Annotated in this window: 17 protein-coding genes; 11 read left to right on the forward strand and 6 right to left on the reverse strand. The window is 39.8% G+C overall.

Going from position 1 to position 17,604, the window contains the following annotated elements:
* Positions 1–540, forward strand: a 540-nt coding sequence (locus I6E69_RS18760) for an integrase core domain-containing protein (RefSeq protein ID WP_197121913.1), incomplete at its 5' end; no start/stop codon positions are given.
* An 86-nt stretch (positions 541–626) separates the two neighbouring features.
* Here I6E69_RS18760 and I6E69_RS18765 read toward each other — a convergent pair.
* Positions 627–965 carry a zinc ribbon domain-containing protein YjdM gene (locus I6E69_RS18765; protein WP_197121935.1) on the reverse strand — a complete coding sequence of 113 codons (339 nt, stop codon included), beginning with the start codon at positions 963–965 and terminating at the stop codon, positions 627–629.
* A 304-nt stretch (positions 966–1,269) separates the two neighbouring features.
* Between I6E69_RS18765 and I6E69_RS18770 the strand changes: the two genes are divergently transcribed.
* From I6E69_RS18770 to I6E69_RS18780, 3 genes are read left to right on the forward strand one after another with little or no spacing between them, the layout of a single operon-like run.
* A complete protein-coding gene (locus I6E69_RS18770; RefSeq protein WP_182694985.1) occupies positions 1,270–2,664 on the forward strand; it encodes a RimK family protein in 1,395 nt (464 codons plus the stop codon).
* A gap of 4 nt (positions 2,665–2,668) precedes the next feature.
* Positions 2,669–3,781 (forward strand): GNAT family N-acetyltransferase/peptidase C39 family protein, encoded by a 1,113-nt coding sequence (locus tag I6E69_RS18775; protein WP_197121915.1) that lies wholly within the window; start codon positions 2,669–2,671, stop codon positions 3,779–3,781.
* A gap of 8 nt (positions 3,782–3,789) precedes the next feature.
* Positions 3,790–4,302 (forward strand): MgtC/SapB family protein, encoded by a 513-nt coding sequence (locus I6E69_RS18780; RefSeq protein WP_002960746.1) that lies wholly within the window; start codon positions 3,790–3,792, stop codon positions 4,300–4,302.
* A gap of 54 nt (positions 4,303–4,356) precedes the next feature.
* Here the strand turns inward: I6E69_RS18780 and I6E69_RS18785 are convergent, their stop codons facing one another.
* Complete coding sequence (locus I6E69_RS18785) at positions 4,357–5,367, reverse strand: GlxA family transcriptional regulator (protein WP_197121917.1); 1,011 nt, start codon at positions 5,365–5,367, stop codon at positions 4,357–4,359.
* A 126-nt stretch (positions 5,368–5,493) separates the two neighbouring features.
* Between I6E69_RS18785 and I6E69_RS18790 the strand changes: the two genes are divergently transcribed.
* Both I6E69_RS18790 and I6E69_RS18795 read left to right on the forward strand, forming a co-directional pair.
* On the forward strand, positions 5,494–7,401 hold the full coding sequence (locus tag I6E69_RS18790) for a beta-ketoacyl synthase (RefSeq protein WP_096792990.1): 1,908 nt from the start codon (positions 5,494–5,496) through the stop codon (positions 7,399–7,401).
* Between the two features lie 181 nt (positions 7,402–7,582).
* Complete coding sequence (locus I6E69_RS18795) at positions 7,583–8,608, forward strand: energy transducer TonB (RefSeq protein WP_197121919.1); 1,026 nt, start codon at positions 7,583–7,585, stop codon at positions 8,606–8,608.
* Between the two features lie 62 nt (positions 8,609–8,670).
* Here I6E69_RS18795 and I6E69_RS18800 read toward each other — a convergent pair whose 3' ends face one another.
* Together I6E69_RS18800 and I6E69_RS18805 are read right to left on the reverse strand one after the other, a co-directional pair.
* Positions 8,671–9,855: a DUF1624 domain-containing protein gene (locus I6E69_RS18800; RefSeq protein ID WP_197121921.1), complete on the reverse strand. Its 1,185-nt coding sequence runs from the start codon at positions 9,853–9,855 to the stop codon at positions 8,671–8,673.
* 149 nt (positions 9,856–10,004) lie between these two features.
* Positions 10,005–10,421 carry an MgtC/SapB family protein gene (locus I6E69_RS18805; RefSeq protein ID WP_002960738.1) on the reverse strand — a complete coding sequence of 139 codons (417 nt, stop codon included), beginning with the start codon at positions 10,419–10,421 and terminating at the stop codon, positions 10,005–10,007.
* Between the two features lie 513 nt (positions 10,422–10,934).
* On the opposite strand from I6E69_RS18805, the gene I6E69_RS18810 reads away from it, so the two are divergent.
* Complete coding sequence (locus I6E69_RS18810; protein ID WP_008134020.1) at positions 10,935–11,309, forward strand: hypothetical protein; 375 nt, start codon at positions 10,935–10,937, stop codon at positions 11,307–11,309.
* Here I6E69_RS18810 and fghA read toward each other — a convergent pair.
* The gene (fghA, locus tag I6E69_RS18815) at positions 11,263–12,105 is read right to left on the reverse strand and encodes an S-formylglutathione hydrolase (protein ID WP_138488989.1); all 843 of its coding nucleotides are present in this window, start codon (positions 12,103–12,105) and stop codon (positions 11,263–11,265) included. The genes I6E69_RS18810 and fghA overlap by 47 nt on opposite strands.
* A 72-nt stretch (positions 12,106–12,177) precedes the next feature.
* Positions 12,178–13,299: an S-(hydroxymethyl)glutathione dehydrogenase/class III alcohol dehydrogenase gene (locus I6E69_RS18820; RefSeq protein WP_002960732.1), complete on the reverse strand. Its 1,122-nt coding sequence runs from the start codon at positions 13,297–13,299 to the stop codon at positions 12,178–12,180.
* 134 nt (positions 13,300–13,433) lie between these two features.
* Between I6E69_RS18820 and I6E69_RS18825 the strand changes: the two genes are divergently transcribed.
* From I6E69_RS18825 to I6E69_RS18840, 4 genes are all read left to right on the forward strand, one after another.
* On the forward strand, positions 13,434–14,306 hold the full coding sequence (locus I6E69_RS18825) for a LysR family transcriptional regulator (protein WP_182755463.1): 873 nt from the start codon (positions 13,434–13,436) through the stop codon (positions 14,304–14,306).
* Between the two features lie 147 nt (positions 14,307–14,453).
* Positions 14,454–15,671, forward strand: coding sequence for a lipoprotein-releasing ABC transporter permease subunit (locus I6E69_RS18830; protein ID WP_024595632.1), 1,218 nt, complete (start codon positions 14,454–14,456; stop codon positions 15,669–15,671).
* Entirely contained in the window at positions 15,664–16,362 is a 699-nt protein-coding gene (gene lolD / locus I6E69_RS18835) for a lipoprotein-releasing ABC transporter ATP-binding protein LolD (RefSeq protein ID WP_007375330.1), read from the forward strand. The genes I6E69_RS18830 and lolD overlap by 8 nt, the downstream gene beginning before the upstream one ends.
* Positions 16,352–17,596 carry a lipoprotein-releasing ABC transporter permease subunit gene (locus tag I6E69_RS18840; RefSeq protein ID WP_197121923.1) on the forward strand — a complete coding sequence of 415 codons (1,245 nt, stop codon included), beginning with the start codon at positions 16,352–16,354 and terminating at the stop codon, positions 17,594–17,596. The genes lolD and I6E69_RS18840 overlap by 11 nt, the downstream gene beginning before the upstream one ends.
* Positions 17,597–17,604 lie beyond the last annotated feature (8 nt).

Genomic DNA, 17,604 nt, shown 5'->3' on the forward strand with positions numbered 1-17,604 from the left:
TCTCAAGATACATTTTACGTCGGTAATCTCAAAGGCGTTGGGCGTATCTACCAACAAACCTTCGTTGATACATACAGTAAAGTAGCGTTCGCTAAGCTCTACACCACGAAAACACCAATTACTGCGGCTGACATACTCAACGACAAAGTACTACCGTACTTCGAACAGTACGAGCTTCCAATGCTACGTATTCTAACCGATAGAGGCACTGAATATTTTGGCAAAGTCGAACATCATGATTACCAGTTATATCTCGCTATTAATGATATCGATCATACAAAAACCAAAGCTATGTCACCGCAAACAAATGGTATCTGCGAACGCTTCCACAAAACGATACTCAATGAGTTCTATCAAGTTACATTCCGTAAAAAGCTATATAGCTCATTAGAGGAATTGCAAAAGGATCTGGACGAATGGATGATTTATTACAATAATGACCGAACTCATCAAGGAAAAATATGCTGTGGCAGAACGCCACTAGAAACTTTATTAGATGGAAAATTGATCTGGGCTGAGAAAAATTTAGCTCAAATCTAGACTGACAGTCACCGATTAAAAAACGGGTAACTGTCAGATCAAGTCTGAGCTAGTACAAATTAGTATTGTATTGCTAAGTATTTATCTCAATTAACTTTTTTCACAAACTTCGCTGTTACCATCATTTCGCCAATGCCTTCTACTTTACAATCAAGCTCGTGATCTTTTTTATCAAGCACTCTTCTAACTACCGCTTTGGTGCCAATTTTAATTACTTGCGAGCTGCCTTTAATTTTTAAATCTTTGGCTACTGTCACTTTATCGCCATCATTAAGTAATGTGCCGTTGGCATCTTTAACTAAAATAGCGTCTTCATCGTTTGTATTATTTGGGTTCCACTCATGGGCGCACTCGGGGCAAATAAGCAGTTGTTGGTCCTCGTAAACATATTCACATTGGCATTTTGGGCAAGCAGGCAGCGACATTTTTAAACTCTCATAAGGTATTGTTTTGCGCATTTTAATCTGCATTTATAGGAAAATATAGTTAATCAATATTTTTCATCTTCACGCTAAAAATATCTCGTTTGTGCGTTTTTAAAAAAGGGCATATAAAGCACATGTCGCTTAAGCAATTTAAGCGCTAACTCGTACAGTAGGTACCTGTTAAAGCACCCATCATATTAAGTGATTCGCGCAATGCCCACTTAGTACGATGGGTGTTTCTATTTATAATGCTTAGTATTTTACTAAGCATGCTTTTTATATTTTGACTTAACTAGGAAAAGTCGTGTTTAAAACCTTAATTGTGGTTGATAACAACGAGCAAACGCTTGCTCAATCGTTCGAAAATGTAATTACGTTTAATACCTACTTACGTGATTACCCAAAACATAACGAACCAAAAACACGCATTATTAATCTGTGCGACTCAAGCCAATACTTGAGCAAAGGTTACTATTGCTCATTACTTGCAGAGGCGCGCAAGCACCAAGTTTTACCCAGTGTAAAAACCATTAATGCTCTTCGTAGTGGCCAAGCTCCTATGTTAAATGTGGGCCAAATAGACGGCACACTTTACTTTGGTAATGCCCAAAACGATTTACAATCAAAAGCGGCAAAGTCGGTATTTAAACAATACCCGGCGCCTATTTTATTTGTTGATGAGCAAGGCTTATTACAACAAGGCTCGATGTCGTCTTTAAGCGAGCAGCAGTACAGCGAATTTGTAGCAAAGCTAGATAACTTTACTAAAACACAGTGGCGTATTAGTTCGGTGCAACGTCGTTTTAGATGGGACATGGCAATACTTGTTGATCATAACGAAAAAGTACCACCGAGTGATAAAGACGCCATTGCACGTTTTATTAAAGCAGCGGCTAAACACGGTATTTATGCACAAGCATTAAGCTTTGACGAAATTGATAACATTGCCCAGTTTGATGCGTTATTTATTCGCCAAACTACAGCGATTGACCACCCAACGTATCGCCTTGCAAGCAAAGCGCAAAGCCTTGGTTTAGTGGTTATTGACGATGCTGAGTCTATTTTACGTTGTTGTAATAAAGTGTATTTACACGATGCATTTAATTATCAAAAAGTGCCAAGTTTAAAAACGGTTGTAGTGGCTGATCAAGCAAATGAAACGCTTGAGCAATTAGAAGAAGCGTTTACGTATCCGCTTGTTTTAAAAATGCCTGAAGGGTCGTTCTCAAAAGGTGTGTTTAAAGTTTCAAACCGTGATGAGCTTGCCGCTAAGCTTACAGAGCTGTTTGAATATAGCGCATTAGTGCTTGCACAAGAGTACATGTATACCGAATATGATTGGCGAGTGGGTGTGTTAAATGGCCGTGCAATTTATGCATGCCGCTATTTAATGGCGCGTAACCATTGGCAAATTTATAACCACGACGCTAAACGGTTTTTCTCTGGTGGCTTTGAAACTCTACCAACCTTTGAGTTACCAAAAGCGGTATTAGATGCAGCATTAAAAGCATGTAAAACAGTGGGTAGGGGTTTATATGGCGTAGATGTTAAAGAGCATCAAGGCAAAGCATACGTGCTTGAAGTTAACGACAACCCAAGTATTGATCACAAGGTAGAAGACGGCTATTTAGGCGATGAGCTATACATGATCATTATGGATGAGTTTAAACAACGCTTAGAAGCACGAGGTCGTGGGTAATAACATGAGCAACCTTGTTATTCGAAAGGCGTTTAGCAGTGATTTAAATGCACTGATTGACGTTGAAAATGCTTGCTTTAATAACGATAAATTGAGCCCGCGCAGTTTAAAGCGCTGGCTAAGTGCTAAGCACGGTATTTTACTCGTTGCCCAAAATGGCGAGCAAATATGCGGCTATGGGCTAGTGTGGTGCCATAAAGGGACGCGTTTAGCGCGTTTATATTCGCTTGCTGTTTTACCCACAATGCAAGGTAAGGGCGTTGCAAAGGCATTGCTTACCAGCCTAGAAAAAGAAACGTGTGAGCGTGGGCGTATTTACCTTCGTTTAGAAGTGGCTGTAAATAACGAAGGTGCGATAGGGCTTTATAAAAGCTTAGGTTACAGAGTGTTTGGTCAATACAGCGATTATTATGATGACCACAGTGACGCACTACGAATGCAAAAAAACATTCGACAAACGAGTGAGTTAAAAGTGGCGCGTTTAACGCCGTGGTATCAGCAAACTACCGAGTTTACGTGCGGACCTGCTGCCCTATTAATGGCAATGGGGGCACTTGAGCCAACAACTGAGCTTAGCCAATCACATGAGCTGGCACTTTGGCGTGAAGGTACTACCATTTTTATGACATCGGGTCATGGTGGTTGCCATCCGTTTGGTTTGGCACTTGGGGCTAATAAGCGGGGCTTTAAAAGCGAAGTAATGGTTAATACCATAGAGCCTTTGTTTTTAGATGGCGTACGCAACGAAAACAAAAAAGTGGTACTTGCCACCGTGCATCAGCAATTTGTAGATGGTATTGCACAGGCAAATATACCGCTTACGCATAAAGATGTAGAGCTTGAGCATATTGAGCAGTGGCTGAGTAAAGGCTTTAGTGTGCTGTTATTAATTAGTACATACAGTTTTGATGGTAAAAAATCGCCACACTGGGTGTGTGTTACGCACCTTGATGAGCACTGCGTGTATGTTCACGATCCATTTTGTGAGCCTGGAAACGATAAACAGCTCGCAATAGATTGCCAATATGTACCTATTGCACGAAGTGATTTTAGTAAAATGTCAGCGTTTGGTAGCCAACGTTTAAGAACGGCGGTGGCTATAGCTAATAAAATATAAGGTTAACAGTGACTTTTTTAGATTTAATTGATGTAGCCCCGTATTCGTGGGCAGCTATTGGTACTGCGGCTTTTTGTGGTGCTATTATTGGTATAGAGCGCCAGTTGCGTGGTAAACCTGTAGGCATTCGGACATCAGCCCTAATAACGCTGGGCACGTATTTGTTTTTATCCACTGCGTTTAATTTACAAGGGGATGTAATAGATCATTCTCGTGTAGTGGGGCAAATAATTACAGGTATTGGTTTTTTAGGGGCAGGCGTTATGCTCGCAAAAGATGGTGCGGTAGTTGGCGTTACATCAGCTGCAACCATCTGGGTGCTTGCATCAATAGGCGTTATGATAGCGACCGAAAACCTTGGCGCTGCAATAAAACTCTCGGTGCTAGTGGTCGGTATTTTATACGGTGTAGACGTACTCGAAGCTAAATTTAAAAGCTTAAGCAAAGGCGTACACACTAAAGTAAAAAACTATCAAAAGCGCTATTATCGAAAAGAATTTAACGAATCAGAACGCCACTAAAAGTGGCGTTTTTTAGTGCTATTGAAATTAGTACTATTCGAACAAGCACTATAATTAGCCAAACAACTTTCTCCTAACTACTTTTCTGTAACCACTGGGTGTTTGGCTTAATACTTTTTTAAACACGCGTGTTAAATGCCCTTGGTCATTATATCCAACTTCTAAAGCCACTTCTTGAATTGATAAATTTGATGATGCTAATAACTCTTTTGCGCCTTCTACACGTAGTTGTTGCCAATACTCAATTGGGCTTTGGTTAGTGGCGGCTCTAAAACGGCGGGTAAAAGTACGATAGCTTAAGCTAAATTGGGCAGCAACTTCTTGCAAGTTTAGCTCGGTGGCTAAATTTGTTTTTAGCCAAAACTGAATTTGCGCAATTAGCTCATCGGGGTGGCGGTCTACTGCACCTTCTAAGTAGCGTTGATCTTCGTAGGGTTTACGTATTTCGTGCGAAAAATTACGCTCTACATGCTGCGCGGCAGCTTTTGTGTAGTATTGGCTAATAATATGTACGATCACATCTGCAAGGGCATTAAGACTGGCCACCGTATACATTCGCTCTGACTGGGTTATAAAAAAGTCGGGCTTTAAGCGTACCTGCGGGTAGTCATGGCTAAATTGTTTGGCGTAATGCCAATGGGTGGTAGCAGGGTGGCCATCAAGTAAGCCAGCCTCTGCTAATAAACAGTTGCCAGTACCTACACCAATTATATGGCTGCCTTCGCTAAAGCTTTCACTTAGCCAATCAACTATTTCTTGATTTGTACGTACTACAGGGCGCGGATTTCGCCAAATACCCGGCACTATAATCAAATCGCTGTAGGGCGCGTTAGTTGTTATGCAATCAGGATTTATAGCAAGGCCTGCGCGGGTGGGTATAGATTCAGCACTTTTAGCCACTAAATTTATAGCAAGTGGCCTAAAGCTTTGCTTATCAAGATGCCCTTTAGCAAAGGCCTCGCCGGCTCTTAGCATTTCTATAGGCAGCGTTAAACTAGTCACTAACAAATGCGGATATACCGCTATAGCAATGTTTAGTGGTGGATTAGTGTGTTTATCAGTCATATAAATGCTCCGACCAGTACCTTTTGGCCTTTTGTGCTGAATATTTGGCTATTAAAGCACAATGTGTGGTGCATAATCCATTTAAACTGCCTCTTCTCCTTATAACACGTTTCTAAAAGGTAAATTATGACAGCATTACCCGTTATAGTAGGCATGGGTGGCATTAACGCCGCTGGCCGTACTTCTTTTCATCAAGGTTATCGCCGTATCGTGTTAGATAGTTTAAATGCTCAAGATCGCAGTGAAACATTTTTAGGCCTCGCCACACTGATGAATCTAGTAAGCGTTGTAAACGGCCAATTACAAGATACACAAGGTAATAATGTTGAGCAAAGCGACATAGAAGCACGCTTTGGTGAGCAAATTATTGCTGGTACACTTATTCGTAAAATTGAAAAAGAACACTTTGATGCCGATGCCACACCGTGGCAGCAAAAAATGACACTAACCGCATCAAGCGATAACGCAATTGTGTTTGAAACGCGTGCTCGCGACTTACCTGCACCTGTTCCAGCTAGTTGGCAAGTTGAAGAGCTTGAAGGCAAAAAAGTTAAAGTAACTATTGCAGCCGACTTAGACGTAAAGCACGACTCAACACGCGATAACCCAATTAAATCTGCTGGGCAATTTCCGACTGGGTTTGATCCGTCTGTTATGTATAACAGCCGCTATCAGCCTCGTGGTTTGCAAGCCACTATTTTTGCAGCTACTGATGCTATTAAATCAACAGGGCTTGATTGGCAGCATATTATGAATAGCGTAGAGCCAGATAAAATTGGTACCTATTCAGCATCGGTAATTGGCCAAATGGACGACAAAGGTCTAGGCGGTTTAGTAAAGGCGCGCCAACAAGGCGACCGTGTTAGCACTAAGCAGTTAGCACTGGGCTTAAATACAATGTCTACCGATTTTATTAATGCCTATGTTACGGGCAATGTAGGGACTACGTTTTCGACCTCGGGCGCATGTGCAACGTTTTTATATAATTTACGTGCAGCGGTTAATGATATACAGGCAGGGCGTACACGCGTTGCGGTTGTCGCAAGTGTTGAGTGTGCTATTACACCAGAAGTTGTAGAAGGCTTTGGTAACATGAGTGCACTTGCTAATGTTGAAGGGCTGCGTCGTTTAGATAACTTATCAAATGATGAAGAACCAGATTACCGTAATAGCAGCCGCCCATTTGGCGATAACTGTGGCTTTACATTAGGTGAGGGCGCGCAAGTTGCTATTTTAATGGATGATGCTTTAGCCCTTGAGTTGGGCGCTGATATTATGGGCAGCGTACCGGATGTGTTTGTAAATGCAGATGGCGTTAAAAAGTCGATTACATCACCTGGACCCGGTAACTATATTACAATGGCAAAATCAGCCGCACTTGCTAGCAGCTTATTAGGTAAAGAAGCACTGCAAGAACGTAGCTTTATTTTAGCCCATGGTTCTAGTACACCGCAAAACCGTGTAACAGAGTCTTTGATTTATCACAAAGTAGCACAAACGTTTGCTATTGATAACTGGAAAGTAACAGCGCCAAAAGCGTATGTTGGCCATACTATTGCACCTGCAAGTGGTGACCAGTTAGCGATTGCATTAGGCATATTTAGTCATAATATTATGCCGGGTATTACCACAATTGATAAAGTTGCTGATGATGTTTATAGCGACCATCTTGATATTCGTAATAGCCATTACGAGTGCGCTGATATGGATATTGCTTTTATAAATTCAAAAGGCTTTGGCGGCAACAATGCAACAGCGACTGTACTTTCACCAAAAGTAACAATGCAAATGCTTGCTAAGCGCCATGGCGATGATGTTATGACTAGTTACACACAGAAAAATAGTGTGGTTAGCGCTTCGCAGAAAACGTATCAAACGCAAGCAGATTTAGGGCAGTACGAGCTTATTTATCGCTTTGGCGACGGACTTATTGACGACAACGACATTGTAATAGACGAGCAAAGTATTCAGTTACCAGGCTTTGAAAAAGCAATTACGTTTAGCACAACAAACTCCTATCAAGATATGTTTTAAGCACACATACTTGTTAGCAAGGCGCTTTTTAAGCGCCTTTTTTAATTCCTCAAATATATTTATCTATTAAGTTTTTTCTAAGTTAAGCTCATTAAATGAACTAATTTTTTGTATTTACACTTGCTTTTATATCGATCGTTTGTTTCTATTATATAAACACTATCTAGGATGGATAAAATCGATGAAAAAACTCATATTAGCGCTTTCTTTTACTTCTGCTTTCACTCAACTCCCTGCGTTTGCTGACGACTTTGTCCCTGCAGAGGTGATTAATAAAAATTACGATCAACTTACTAATACCTCACCGCGTGCGTCTCGATTAGAAGGAATTAATTTAAGTAGTTATCTTGTTGATGAAAACGGCCAAGTGAGCGATATCGAAATTGTAGCTACAGCTGGTCAAAAAAAGTATCAAAGAGAAGTAATGGACTACGTGTCTAAGCTCAACTACAAAAGTGCAAAATTAAATGGCGAGACTATACCTGTAGCAAAAACTATTACTGTAAGTTCGCAAAATTTACATGCTGGTTTTTCAAATGACAAAGCGTCTCGCGGCTTTTTTAATGATTATGAACAAGCTAGTAAGTTAATCGATGAAAAGAAATACGATGAAGCTAAAAGCCGTATTGATGAGTTAGAAAACGAACATACGAAAAATACGGTTGAGATTGTTTTGCTTGCATGGCTTAAAAGCCAGCACAGCTATTTTGTACAAGATTGGAAGAGCTTTGATCAGCACATCAACGAAGCGTTTTTATTTCGAGGTAACCTACCAGATCAAATTCAAAAGCGTGTGATAAAAAATGCATTACAATGGTTTATATCAAAACAAGATTATGTACGTGCCTATGACGCAATAGATGCGTTAGGCAATATTGAATCCATCACTTTTACACAGCAAAATAAGGAGCAGTTATTAGCTCAAGTTAATGACATTTATAAAAGTTCTGGCGATATAAAACAACAAATAGAGCTATTGCCTAAGCAGGCGGTATTACCTTTATTGTCAAAAAGTGAAGTAGCGCTTGAAGCGCAAATGCCGCTAACTAAAGTCCAGTTACGCTGCGAGAACAAAGTAGTAAATTACGATATAAGCACAATTGATAAAATTGTAATTTCACAAAACGATGTGCGTTGTGGGTTATTAATTAAAAGCGCTCAAGCACAAACTGTTACGCTAAAGCAAAGTGGTGATAGCTTTTTATAAGTTTTACGTATTGGTTAATGACATAAAACCCCGCAAATATTATGCGGGGTTTGTGTTTTTACTTATATATATTTAGCAATTAAGCTATGTTTGTGGCTTCGCTTCCAAACAATGTATCGCTTAGCGAGTAGGGTTGTTAGCCCTATTACAACGGCTATGAATAAAAGTGTTGCTGTGTAACTCATGCCATAACCTTCAGGCAAACCAACGAGAGTATCTGCGTAGGTCATATCGCTAAAATTAAAGCCAAGAATAGGTATAAGTAACCAAGCAATAGCATGTAATAAATACAAATGCACAAGGTATGAAAACATACTTGTTTTACCCAGTACTTGTAAAAAGTTATGCGAAAAATCGGTTTTTAAACCACTTAATGCCTTTAAAGAAATAAGTCCAAGGCCAACTGTAAGTAACATGAACTGAAGCGAAAGCGGATACTTTGTTGGGTTCAGAAACGACATAACAGTGAGCAATGAGCTTGTATGTATAGCAAACTGTGACATATCACCGTATAAGTTAAATCCACGTAAAATGCCATAAAGCACAAGGCAAGTAACCCCTAATAACAATGCGTGATTCATCACTTTTTTACTGTATTGTTGCGCTTTGTAATAAACACCAGCGCAATATGCCAATGCCATTAAGCCAACAATGGGGGCAACTGGGTAGGTTGTTCTAATTTGAAAATCAAAAGGGAGATCAAGTACATTTTTTTGATGTGCAATAGACCAAGCAGTATGTGCAAATGTATTAGGCTCAAAGCTTGTTCCATCAAATAAATTATGCCCAAACACGAGTAATAAGCCTGCTACAAAAATGGCATAAATGCCCAGGAAACGCAGCAGTCCTAAAATAACAAAGCCCCAGCCGATAGCCCAAATAACTTGTGCGTATAGCATTGGGTATAATGGGTTAAAGCTCCAAGACCACGAAACAATAGTAAATTCAAACAAAATTAGCACTAAACCACGAATAATCAAGCTTTGTGAAAATGCTTTAGTGGATACATATTTATGCTCTGTTATAGCCGCAGATAGACCTGCTAAGAATACGAAGAGTGGTGCGCAAAAGTGAGAAACAAAACGCGTAAAAAAGGTAACGGGATCAGTCCCTGGAATGGTCATCGGATCGGTAACTGAGTAATTAAGGCAATAATACATACCATGGTCAATAACCATAAATATAATTATAATGCCCCGTAATATATCAATATGATGTAAGCGGTTATCGGTTGAAGGTAGCGACATAAGAGAGCTATATAGAGTGATTTAAAACTGCATTTATTATATGTTATATTGTATCAAATTGAAATCGTGTATTTATATTTTGCCAGTGATTATACACACGTAATACGACCAATATCTGCTCGCATTACTTGTAATAATACAGCTAATTATCACTTAAACTTTTTTACATACCTTAGCGTTATAAAATTAATAATGGCGAGCAAAATGGCTATTTCGTAACGGCTATAGGCTACAGCTATACCAATTAAGCCCATATTCCAAATACTGGCTGCGGTTGCTGTACCGGAGGTTGATTTATTATTTTTCAAAATTGCGCCACCGCCAATAAAACCAATGCCAGTAATGATGCCTTGTAACATTTTAGATTGAGCTTCTGCGCCATCTAAAACCGACATAGCTATTAATGCATACCCACACGATGCAACCGCAACAAGAGGAAAGGTACGAAGGCCTGCACCATCATGGCTACGCTCTCTGTCGTAAGCCATAGGTAGCGCAAGTAGGTATGCAATACCTAAATGTATTAAGTTATCGATGATTTCATTCCACTGTAAATCAATTTCCATTATTGAGCCTATGCGGGTTAATTTTGTTAATAATAAGCAAACAGTGGGCCATTGCATAAATAACTAATAATCAATGGTTTATTGTAGGAAGCTGAGTTTAATAAAAATTATTGAGGAAACTTTTACATGTTTTTATTACTATTTTACGCAATAGTTAATTTGATCTGAGTTTTAAAGCCCCGTATTCTTTTATCATATCTAAAAGACAGCTATGTGAATATCTTGCCTTTAAATAAAACATTAAGCACGCCCACTAAGCTTGAAAAAACAGCCTTACTATTTTGCGCTGGGTTATCTGTTTTTGCTTTTTTATTTCCTGAATTTCTCACAGAACACTTACAACCCGCTATTAATAAAATTTTAGGTTATTTAGGATCACCATTTTTTATATTGCAGCTGGTGGGTGTTACAAGAAAGTTTATAAATGATTTTAGGTAGTAATACTTACATTTTTTTACAGAGTTACAATAAAAAACGTATACAATTTAGGTAATATTTTGTTTAGGATGAATGATGAAAACAATTATTGTACTTTTGTTTTTTTATTGCCTTTCTGGCTGTACAGTTGCGGGAGCTATTATTGATGGGCAAGCACAATCTCAGGCGCGTAATGATAAAAATAGTATTAGCCCGGCGCAGTCAACACCTTATAAAAACCCACTAGAGCCAGTACCTACAGATAAAAACGGATTTAACTTTACTGATATGGGATTAAAGATAGATTCGGCTCTTGTTAGCCTAGTTAAAGGGGAAAGCACTACTACGCAAGTATGTAGGCAGGTCACTAAAAGTCTAAAAGAGTGTGTAGAGGTAGAAAAGTCATCTCTACACACTAATGAGTCTAAGCAGTTAAAAACTGATGATGAAATAATAAGTGTTGGTCAATAAAGCTGCTTATAAAAAAGTAGCTATGATCGTAGCCTGCTTGCATTTCAAGTGTAAGCGGGTAGCCTTTTTTATCTGCAATAGCGACTAGGTTTTCTGGCTTAAGTTGCTCTTGTAAAAAACCATCGGCATCACCTTGACTCACTAACATGGGTAAGTAATTAGCTTGCTCTGCGTTTTTCATCAGCTCGCAGCTGTCGTATTGCTTCCAAAGCGCTTTATCATTTCCTAAATAACCAGTAAATGCTTTTACACCCCAAGGGCATTCAATCGGATTTACAATAGGGCTAAAAGCCGAGGCACTTACAAAAGTAGTCGGGTTTTTAAGTGCAACCATTAATGCACCGTGCCCGCCCATAGAGTGACCGCTAATTGCTTTTGTGCTTGTTATTGGAAAATGTTGTTCAATCAATGCTGGTAATTCCCTAACAACATAATCGTACATATTAAAATGGGTGTTGTAAGGAGCTTGCGTTGCATTTACGTAAAAGCCTGCGCCTTGTGCAAAGTCGTAACTGTCTTCATTGGGTACGTTTTCGCCACGCGGGCTGGTGTCAGGCGCTACAATAGCAATGCCCAGCTCTGCTGCTTTTTTAAATGCACCGGCTTTTTGCATAAAATTTTCGTCGGTACAGGTTAATCCCGATAACCAATAAAGTACCGGTACTTTATTTGCTTCACTTGCGCCAGGTGGTAAAAATACGGCAAAGCGCATAGTGCAATGTGTACTTTGCGAGCTGTGAGTATATTGCTTATGCCAACCGCCAGACACTTTTACACTTGAGATATTTTCTAACATACTTAATCCTTAAAAGCCGTAAACTTAAAAGTATTACGGCTTATTAATAAGCTATTTTACGAATGCTGTTTATTAGTAATGAATGACTGTACGAATACTTTTGCCTTCATGCATTAAATCAAACGCTTCGTTAATATCTTCAAGGCTCATTGTGTGAGTAATAAAGTCGCTAAGAGCAAATTCACCTGCCATGTAACGCTCAACAATTTCAGGAAGTTGTGAACGGCCTTTAACGCCACCAAATGCACTACCACGCCATACACGCCCAGTTACCAGCTGAAACGGACGGGTTGATATTTCTTGGCCTGCACCTGCCACACCAATAATTACTGACTCACCCCAACCTTTGTGGCAACACTCAAGCGCTGAGCGCATGACGTCAACATTACCGATACATTCAAACGAGTAGTCAACGCCGCCATCTGTCATTTCAACAATAACTTCTTGAATTGGCTTGTCGAAATCTTTTGGGTTAATTAAATCAGTAGCACCTAGTTTTGTAGCTAAATCGAATTTAGTGGTGTTTATATCAACACCAATAATACGACCCGCACCAGCCATTTTTGCGCCAATAATCGCAGACAAACCAATACCGCCTAAACCGAATATAGCAACAGTGTCGCCAGGTTTTACTTTAGCTGTGTTGGTAACTGCGCCCATACCTGTTGTCACACCACAGCCTAGTAAGCAAATCTCTTCTAGTGATGCTTCTTTATTTACTTTAGCAAGTGAAATTTCTGGCAATACAGTGTACTCAGAGAACGTTGATGTCCCCATGTAGTGATAAATTGGTTGGCCGTCTTTAAAAAAGCGTGTAGTGCCGTCTGGCATAAGGCCTTTACCTTGTGTTTCGCGCACGGCTGAACACAGGTTAGTTTTACCTGAAGTACACATTTTACATACGCCACATTCTGCAGTGTATAAAGGAATAACATGATCCCCAACTTCAACACTCGTTACGCCTTCGCCAACTGCATAGACAACACCAGCACCTTCGTGACCTAAAATAGCAGGAAATATGCCCTCAGGATCTTGGCCTGATAATGTAAATGCATCGGTGTGACATACACCTGTAGCGGTAATTTTTACCATTACTTCGCCTTTTTTAGGCATCATCACATCAACTTCTTCAACACTAAGTGGTTGATTAGGACCCCAAGCAATGGCAGCTTTTGATTTAATAAATTCAGACATGTGTTTTATTTCCTTTAACTGGCTATTAAAAAATAATTGTAGACCCAATTTGCTTGGGTGATGTGCTTATTGTATTTGTTTCTCAAATAATGATAATCTCAATTTTATTAAAACACTTTTACAGTATGGTAATAATGGCGCGTTGGGATGGAATTGATGAGTTTATAGCGGTTGGGGAGGAGGGCAGCTTTACTGCTGCTGCAAAAATGCTTGGGCTTTCGGTTGCGCATATTAGTCGCCATGTTACGGCGCTTGAGCAACGTTTAAATACCCAGCTTTTAACTCGTACTACTCGTAAAGTGGTTTTAACTAAAGAAGGTGAAGTGTACTTACATCAAATAAAGCACTTACAACACGCTATGGACGAGGCAACTCAAGGTCTTGCTCAACAACAAAGTACACCTAAAGGTAAAATAAAGCTCACAGCACCCGTTATGTACGGAGAGAGTTTTATTATGCCCATAGTGCATAATTTTATGAAGGATCATCCTGAGGTCGAAGTTGTTGCCACACTAAGTAACGAGCAAGAAAACTTATTAGAGGGCGGATTTGATTTAGCCATAAGGTTAGGGCATTTAAAAGATTCGAGCTTAAAAGCGCGTAGGTTAAGTGCGCGGCGTTTTATTATGTGCGCGGCACCACAGTATTTAACGCGATTTGGTGAGCCGCACACTTTAGGCGAGCTAAACAGCCATGAATGTTTAATTGGGAATAGTAGCTACTGGCGCGTAAACGAAAATGGGCGCGATAAACACATTAAAATAGCGGGGCGGCTACAGTGTAATAGTGGTTGGGCGCTGGTGGATGGCGCAAAAAAGGGGCTTGGTATTGTACAGCTCCCAGACTACTACATTGAAAACGAAATTAACTCAGGGCAATTGGTGCCTATTTTAACACCCTATCAACCACAGCAAGAAGGGGTATGGGGCGTATATCCACCAAGGCAGTTTGTGGCCACTAATGTACGGGTATTGCTCGATTATTTAGTTAAAGGGCTGAAAGCTTAACCGCGAATTAATGGTTAAGCATGTATTGCTGTAAATATAGCCAAGTATCAGATTTTTAAATTATTTCTTACATTTTACGCCATACCCAAAGGCACTTTTTTCGTGCTACTATTGCTCAATACTTTTACGATAAGTGTTAAAAATAATATGTTTCAACCGGTTAGCTTATTTATAGGGCTTAGATATAGTCGCTCATCTAAAGGAAATGCGTTTATATCGTTTATTTCGTTTTTTTCTATTGCCGGTATCGCTATTGGTTTAATGGCATTATTTACGGTAAGTAGTGTAATGAACGGGTTTGAAAATAGCCTAAAAACCAATATGCTCGGACTTATTCCGCATGTTGAAGTTAGCGCAGGTAAACACACTGCCACCCAAATGGGCACCCTTAAAACCGACCTCGAACAATCTCCTTATGTTGATCATGTAAGCTTATATCGCCACGGTGAAGCTATTTTGCAAACAAATAAAGACTTGCACGGCGTTTTACTACAAGGCCTTTATAACGATAGTGGCTCTTTGTATAAAATTACCGATAAAATAGTGCAAGGCGATTGGAAAACTGTATTAAACAAAAATTACAACATTGCTATAAGCCGTTATTTGAGTCGTAAATTAGGCGTTAGTGTGGGCGATAAGCTTCGCGTTATTATGCCTAATGCTTCAACATATACACCTCTTGGGAGAGTACCCAGCCAGCGTTTATTTAAAGTTGCCGCAATATACGAAACCGGATCTGAGATAGATATGGCACTTGCGTTTACGAGTGGCGCTTCATTACAGCGGGTATTAAAGCTGGATAAAAACACCGCTCCAAATTTAAGTGTTTCATTGCACGAACCTTTCGAACTAGATGAATTTATTGAAGCAAGCCAGCGTATTTTACAAGATCATAATTATAGTGATTGGCGCAGTACCCAAGGTACTCTATTTGCAGCCGTTGCTATGGAAAAGCGCATTATGTCTATGTTGCTTGCCCTCATTGTATTGGTGGCTGTATTTAATATTGTATCGGCATTAACCATGATGGTAAGCGAAAAACAAGGTGAAGTGGCCATACTACAAACGTTAGGTTTAACACCTTCGCAAGTGCAAAAAGTGTTTATGGTGCAAGGCTTATATAACGGCGTAATTGGTACCGCAATAGGCGCATTTTTAGGTGTAATATTTAGTTTATATATAAATGAGCTACTTGCATTAGTGGGCTTAAACTTATTGGCGGGTATAGAGCTTCCGGTAAAATTTGATATTTTGAGTTTAGTAATAATAGCGTTTGCCAGTATTGCTATGAGCTTTTTAGCTACCTTATATCCTGCGCGTAAAGCCGCAAAAGTAAAACCAGCAGAGGTATTACGTTATGAATGATTTAGTAATTAGTTGTGAAAATTTAAGTAAGGTTTATCAAGATGGCAGCAACCAAGTTGAAGTATTAAAAGGCGTTGATTTAGCGCTGCAGCAAGGTGAAATGCTCGCTATTGTGGGGAGTTCTGGCTCTGGTAAAAGTACGCTTTTACACATACTTGGCACATTAGATACCGCAAGCTCAGGTAGCGCTAAAATTAAAAACCAAGAAGTTGCAAAACTTTCGCGAACAGAGCAAGCCGCATTTAGAAACCAAAACTTGGGCTTTATCTATCAATTTCATCACTTATTAATGGAGTTTAGCGCAGTTGAAAATGTGGCTATGCCATTATTAATTAAAGGCTTGAGTGCAAAAGAAGCCAAAGCTCAAGCGCTCGACATGCTCGAAAAAGTAGGCCTTGCACATCGCAGCTCGCATAAACCGTCTGCGCTTTCTGGTGGAGAGCGCCAACGCGTGGCTATTGCTCGTGCACTGGTTACAAAACCTGCGCTTGTGCTTGCTGATGAACCAACCGGTAATTTAGATAAACAAAATGCGATTAAAATTTACGATTTAATTAATGAGCTTAACCAAAGCTTAAACACCAGTTTTGTGGTAGTTACACACGATTTAGAACTTGCCGATAAGCTAGGCAAAATAGCTTATTTAGACGATGGAAAACTAGCTATTAAAGAGTCGCAGCATGTTGCTTAGTGCATTTTTAAGTAAACGTTTTAGAGCCTATTCAGGCCACAAAGATGAAAAAAACGGCTTTGTTAGTTTTATCGCTAAAGCGTCGACTATTGGTATTTTATTAGGTGTCGCGGTTTTAATTGTGGCACTGTCGGTAATTAATGGTTTTGAGCAGCAACTAGTACATAGATTACTAAGTGTTGTGCCGCAGGTTGAATATGTAGCACCAAGTAGACCCATTGCGAATTGGTCGCAAAAGGTTGAGGATTTACAAACACAACCGCATGTAACAGGGGCTGCGCCATTTATTACCGTTAACGGAATGGCGCAATATAAAAGCCAGCTAAAAGCGATAGAAATTCGGGGGGTTGAGCCATCGCTAGAGAGTAATGTATCGGCGGTAAACCAGTTTACCAGTGGTAAATTAGTCAGCCAGCTAGGCCTTGACGATGTAATTTTAGGTAAGCAAATAGTAAAACAGTTAGATGCAAAAGTAGGCGATAACATTACATTACTTATTCCGCAAATTAGTCAAAAAGGTCAATCATTATTAGCGCCTAAACGCGTAACACTTAACCTTGCAGGTGTTATAGAAATGGGCGGACCGATTGATAGTACCGCTGCATTTATACACATTAACAAAGCACAGCAAACATTGGGTTACGATGAAACCCAAGTAACAGGGCTGCGGTTAAGTGTTGATGATGTGTTTTCGGCGCATCAAATAGCGCTAAAAGTAGGGCAAACTATTGACGACTACGTGTATATTTCTAGTTGGTTTAGAACCCAAGGTAGCCTTTATCAAGATATTCAAATGGTGCGTACCATTGTTTATATTGTGGTGTTTTTAATTATAGCGGTAGCCAGTTTTAATATTGTGTCCTCCTTGGTGATGGAAGTACGCGAAAAACAAGGCAATATCGCAATTTTAAAAACCATGGGCGCGAAAGACAGTACTATTTTAGCCACCTTTGTGATGCAAGGCTTAATGCAAGCATTTGTAGGCGTGGCACTAGGGACACTAATTGGTGTGGTATTAGCGCTTAATATAAGTGAGCTTTTTACGTGGATAAGCCAATTATTTGGAGCCAATCCACTTGAGGGTGTTTATTTTATAGAGTTTTTACCAAGTAAATTAGTACTTGAAGACATTGGTATTACAGTGATTGTTACGTTTGTGCTTGCGATACTTGCCACTATTTATCCTGCATGGCAAGCAACGCGCGTAGATCCTGCCAAAGTGCTTGGTAATTAGTAAAAGGG

It is taken from the genome of Pseudoalteromonas sp. NZS100, from assembly GCF_015864815.1.
Classification (GTDB): domain Bacteria; phylum Pseudomonadota; class Gammaproteobacteria; order Enterobacterales; family Alteromonadaceae; genus Pseudoalteromonas; species Pseudoalteromonas distincta.

What these genes read in the sequence shown, in the direction of transcription:
- I6E69_RS18775 (WP_197121915.1), top strand. Translation starts at nt 2,669, where the DNA reads ATGAGCAACCTTGTTATTCGAAAGGCGTTTAGCAGTGATTTAAATGCA.
- fghA (WP_138488989.1), bottom strand. Translation starts at nt 12,105, where the DNA reads ATGTTAGAAAATATCTCAAGTGTAAAAGTGTCTGGCGGTTGGCATAAG.
- I6E69_RS18800 (WP_197121921.1), bottom strand. Translation starts at nt 9,855, where the DNA reads ATGTCGCTACCTTCAACCGATAACCGCTTACATCATATTGATATATTA.
- I6E69_RS18840 (WP_197121923.1), top strand. Translation starts at nt 16,352, where the DNA reads ATGTTGCTTAGTGCATTTTTAAGTAAACGTTTTAGAGCCTATTCAGGC.
- I6E69_RS18820 (WP_002960732.1), bottom strand. Translation starts at nt 13,299, where the DNA reads ATGTCTGAATTTATTAAATCAAAAGCTGCCATTGCTTGGGGTCCTAAT.
- I6E69_RS18790 (WP_096792990.1), top strand. Translation starts at nt 5,494, where the DNA reads ATGACAGCATTACCCGTTATAGTAGGCATGGGTGGCATTAACGCCGCT.
- I6E69_RS18810 (WP_008134020.1), top strand. Translation starts at nt 10,935, where the DNA reads ATGAAAACAATTATTGTACTTTTGTTTTTTTATTGCCTTTCTGGCTGT.
- I6E69_RS18795 (WP_197121919.1), top strand. Translation starts at nt 7,583, where the DNA reads ATGAAAAAACTCATATTAGCGCTTTCTTTTACTTCTGCTTTCACTCAA.
- I6E69_RS18785 (WP_197121917.1), bottom strand. Translation starts at nt 5,367, where the DNA reads ATGACTGATAAACACACTAATCCACCACTAAACATTGCTATAGCGGTA.
- I6E69_RS18825 (WP_182755463.1), top strand. Translation starts at nt 13,434, where the DNA reads ATGGCGCGTTGGGATGGAATTGATGAGTTTATAGCGGTTGGGGAGGAG.
- lolD (WP_007375330.1), top strand. Translation starts at nt 15,664, where the DNA reads ATGAATGATTTAGTAATTAGTTGTGAAAATTTAAGTAAGGTTTATCAA.
- I6E69_RS18765 (WP_197121935.1), bottom strand. Translation starts at nt 965, where the DNA reads ATGTCGCTGCCTGCTTGCCCAAAATGCCAATGTGAATATGTTTACGAG.
- I6E69_RS18830 (WP_024595632.1), top strand. Translation starts at nt 14,454, where the DNA reads ATGTTTCAACCGGTTAGCTTATTTATAGGGCTTAGATATAGTCGCTCA.
- I6E69_RS18805 (WP_002960738.1), bottom strand. Translation starts at nt 10,421, where the DNA reads ATGGAAATTGATTTACAGTGGAATGAAATCATCGATAACTTAATACAT.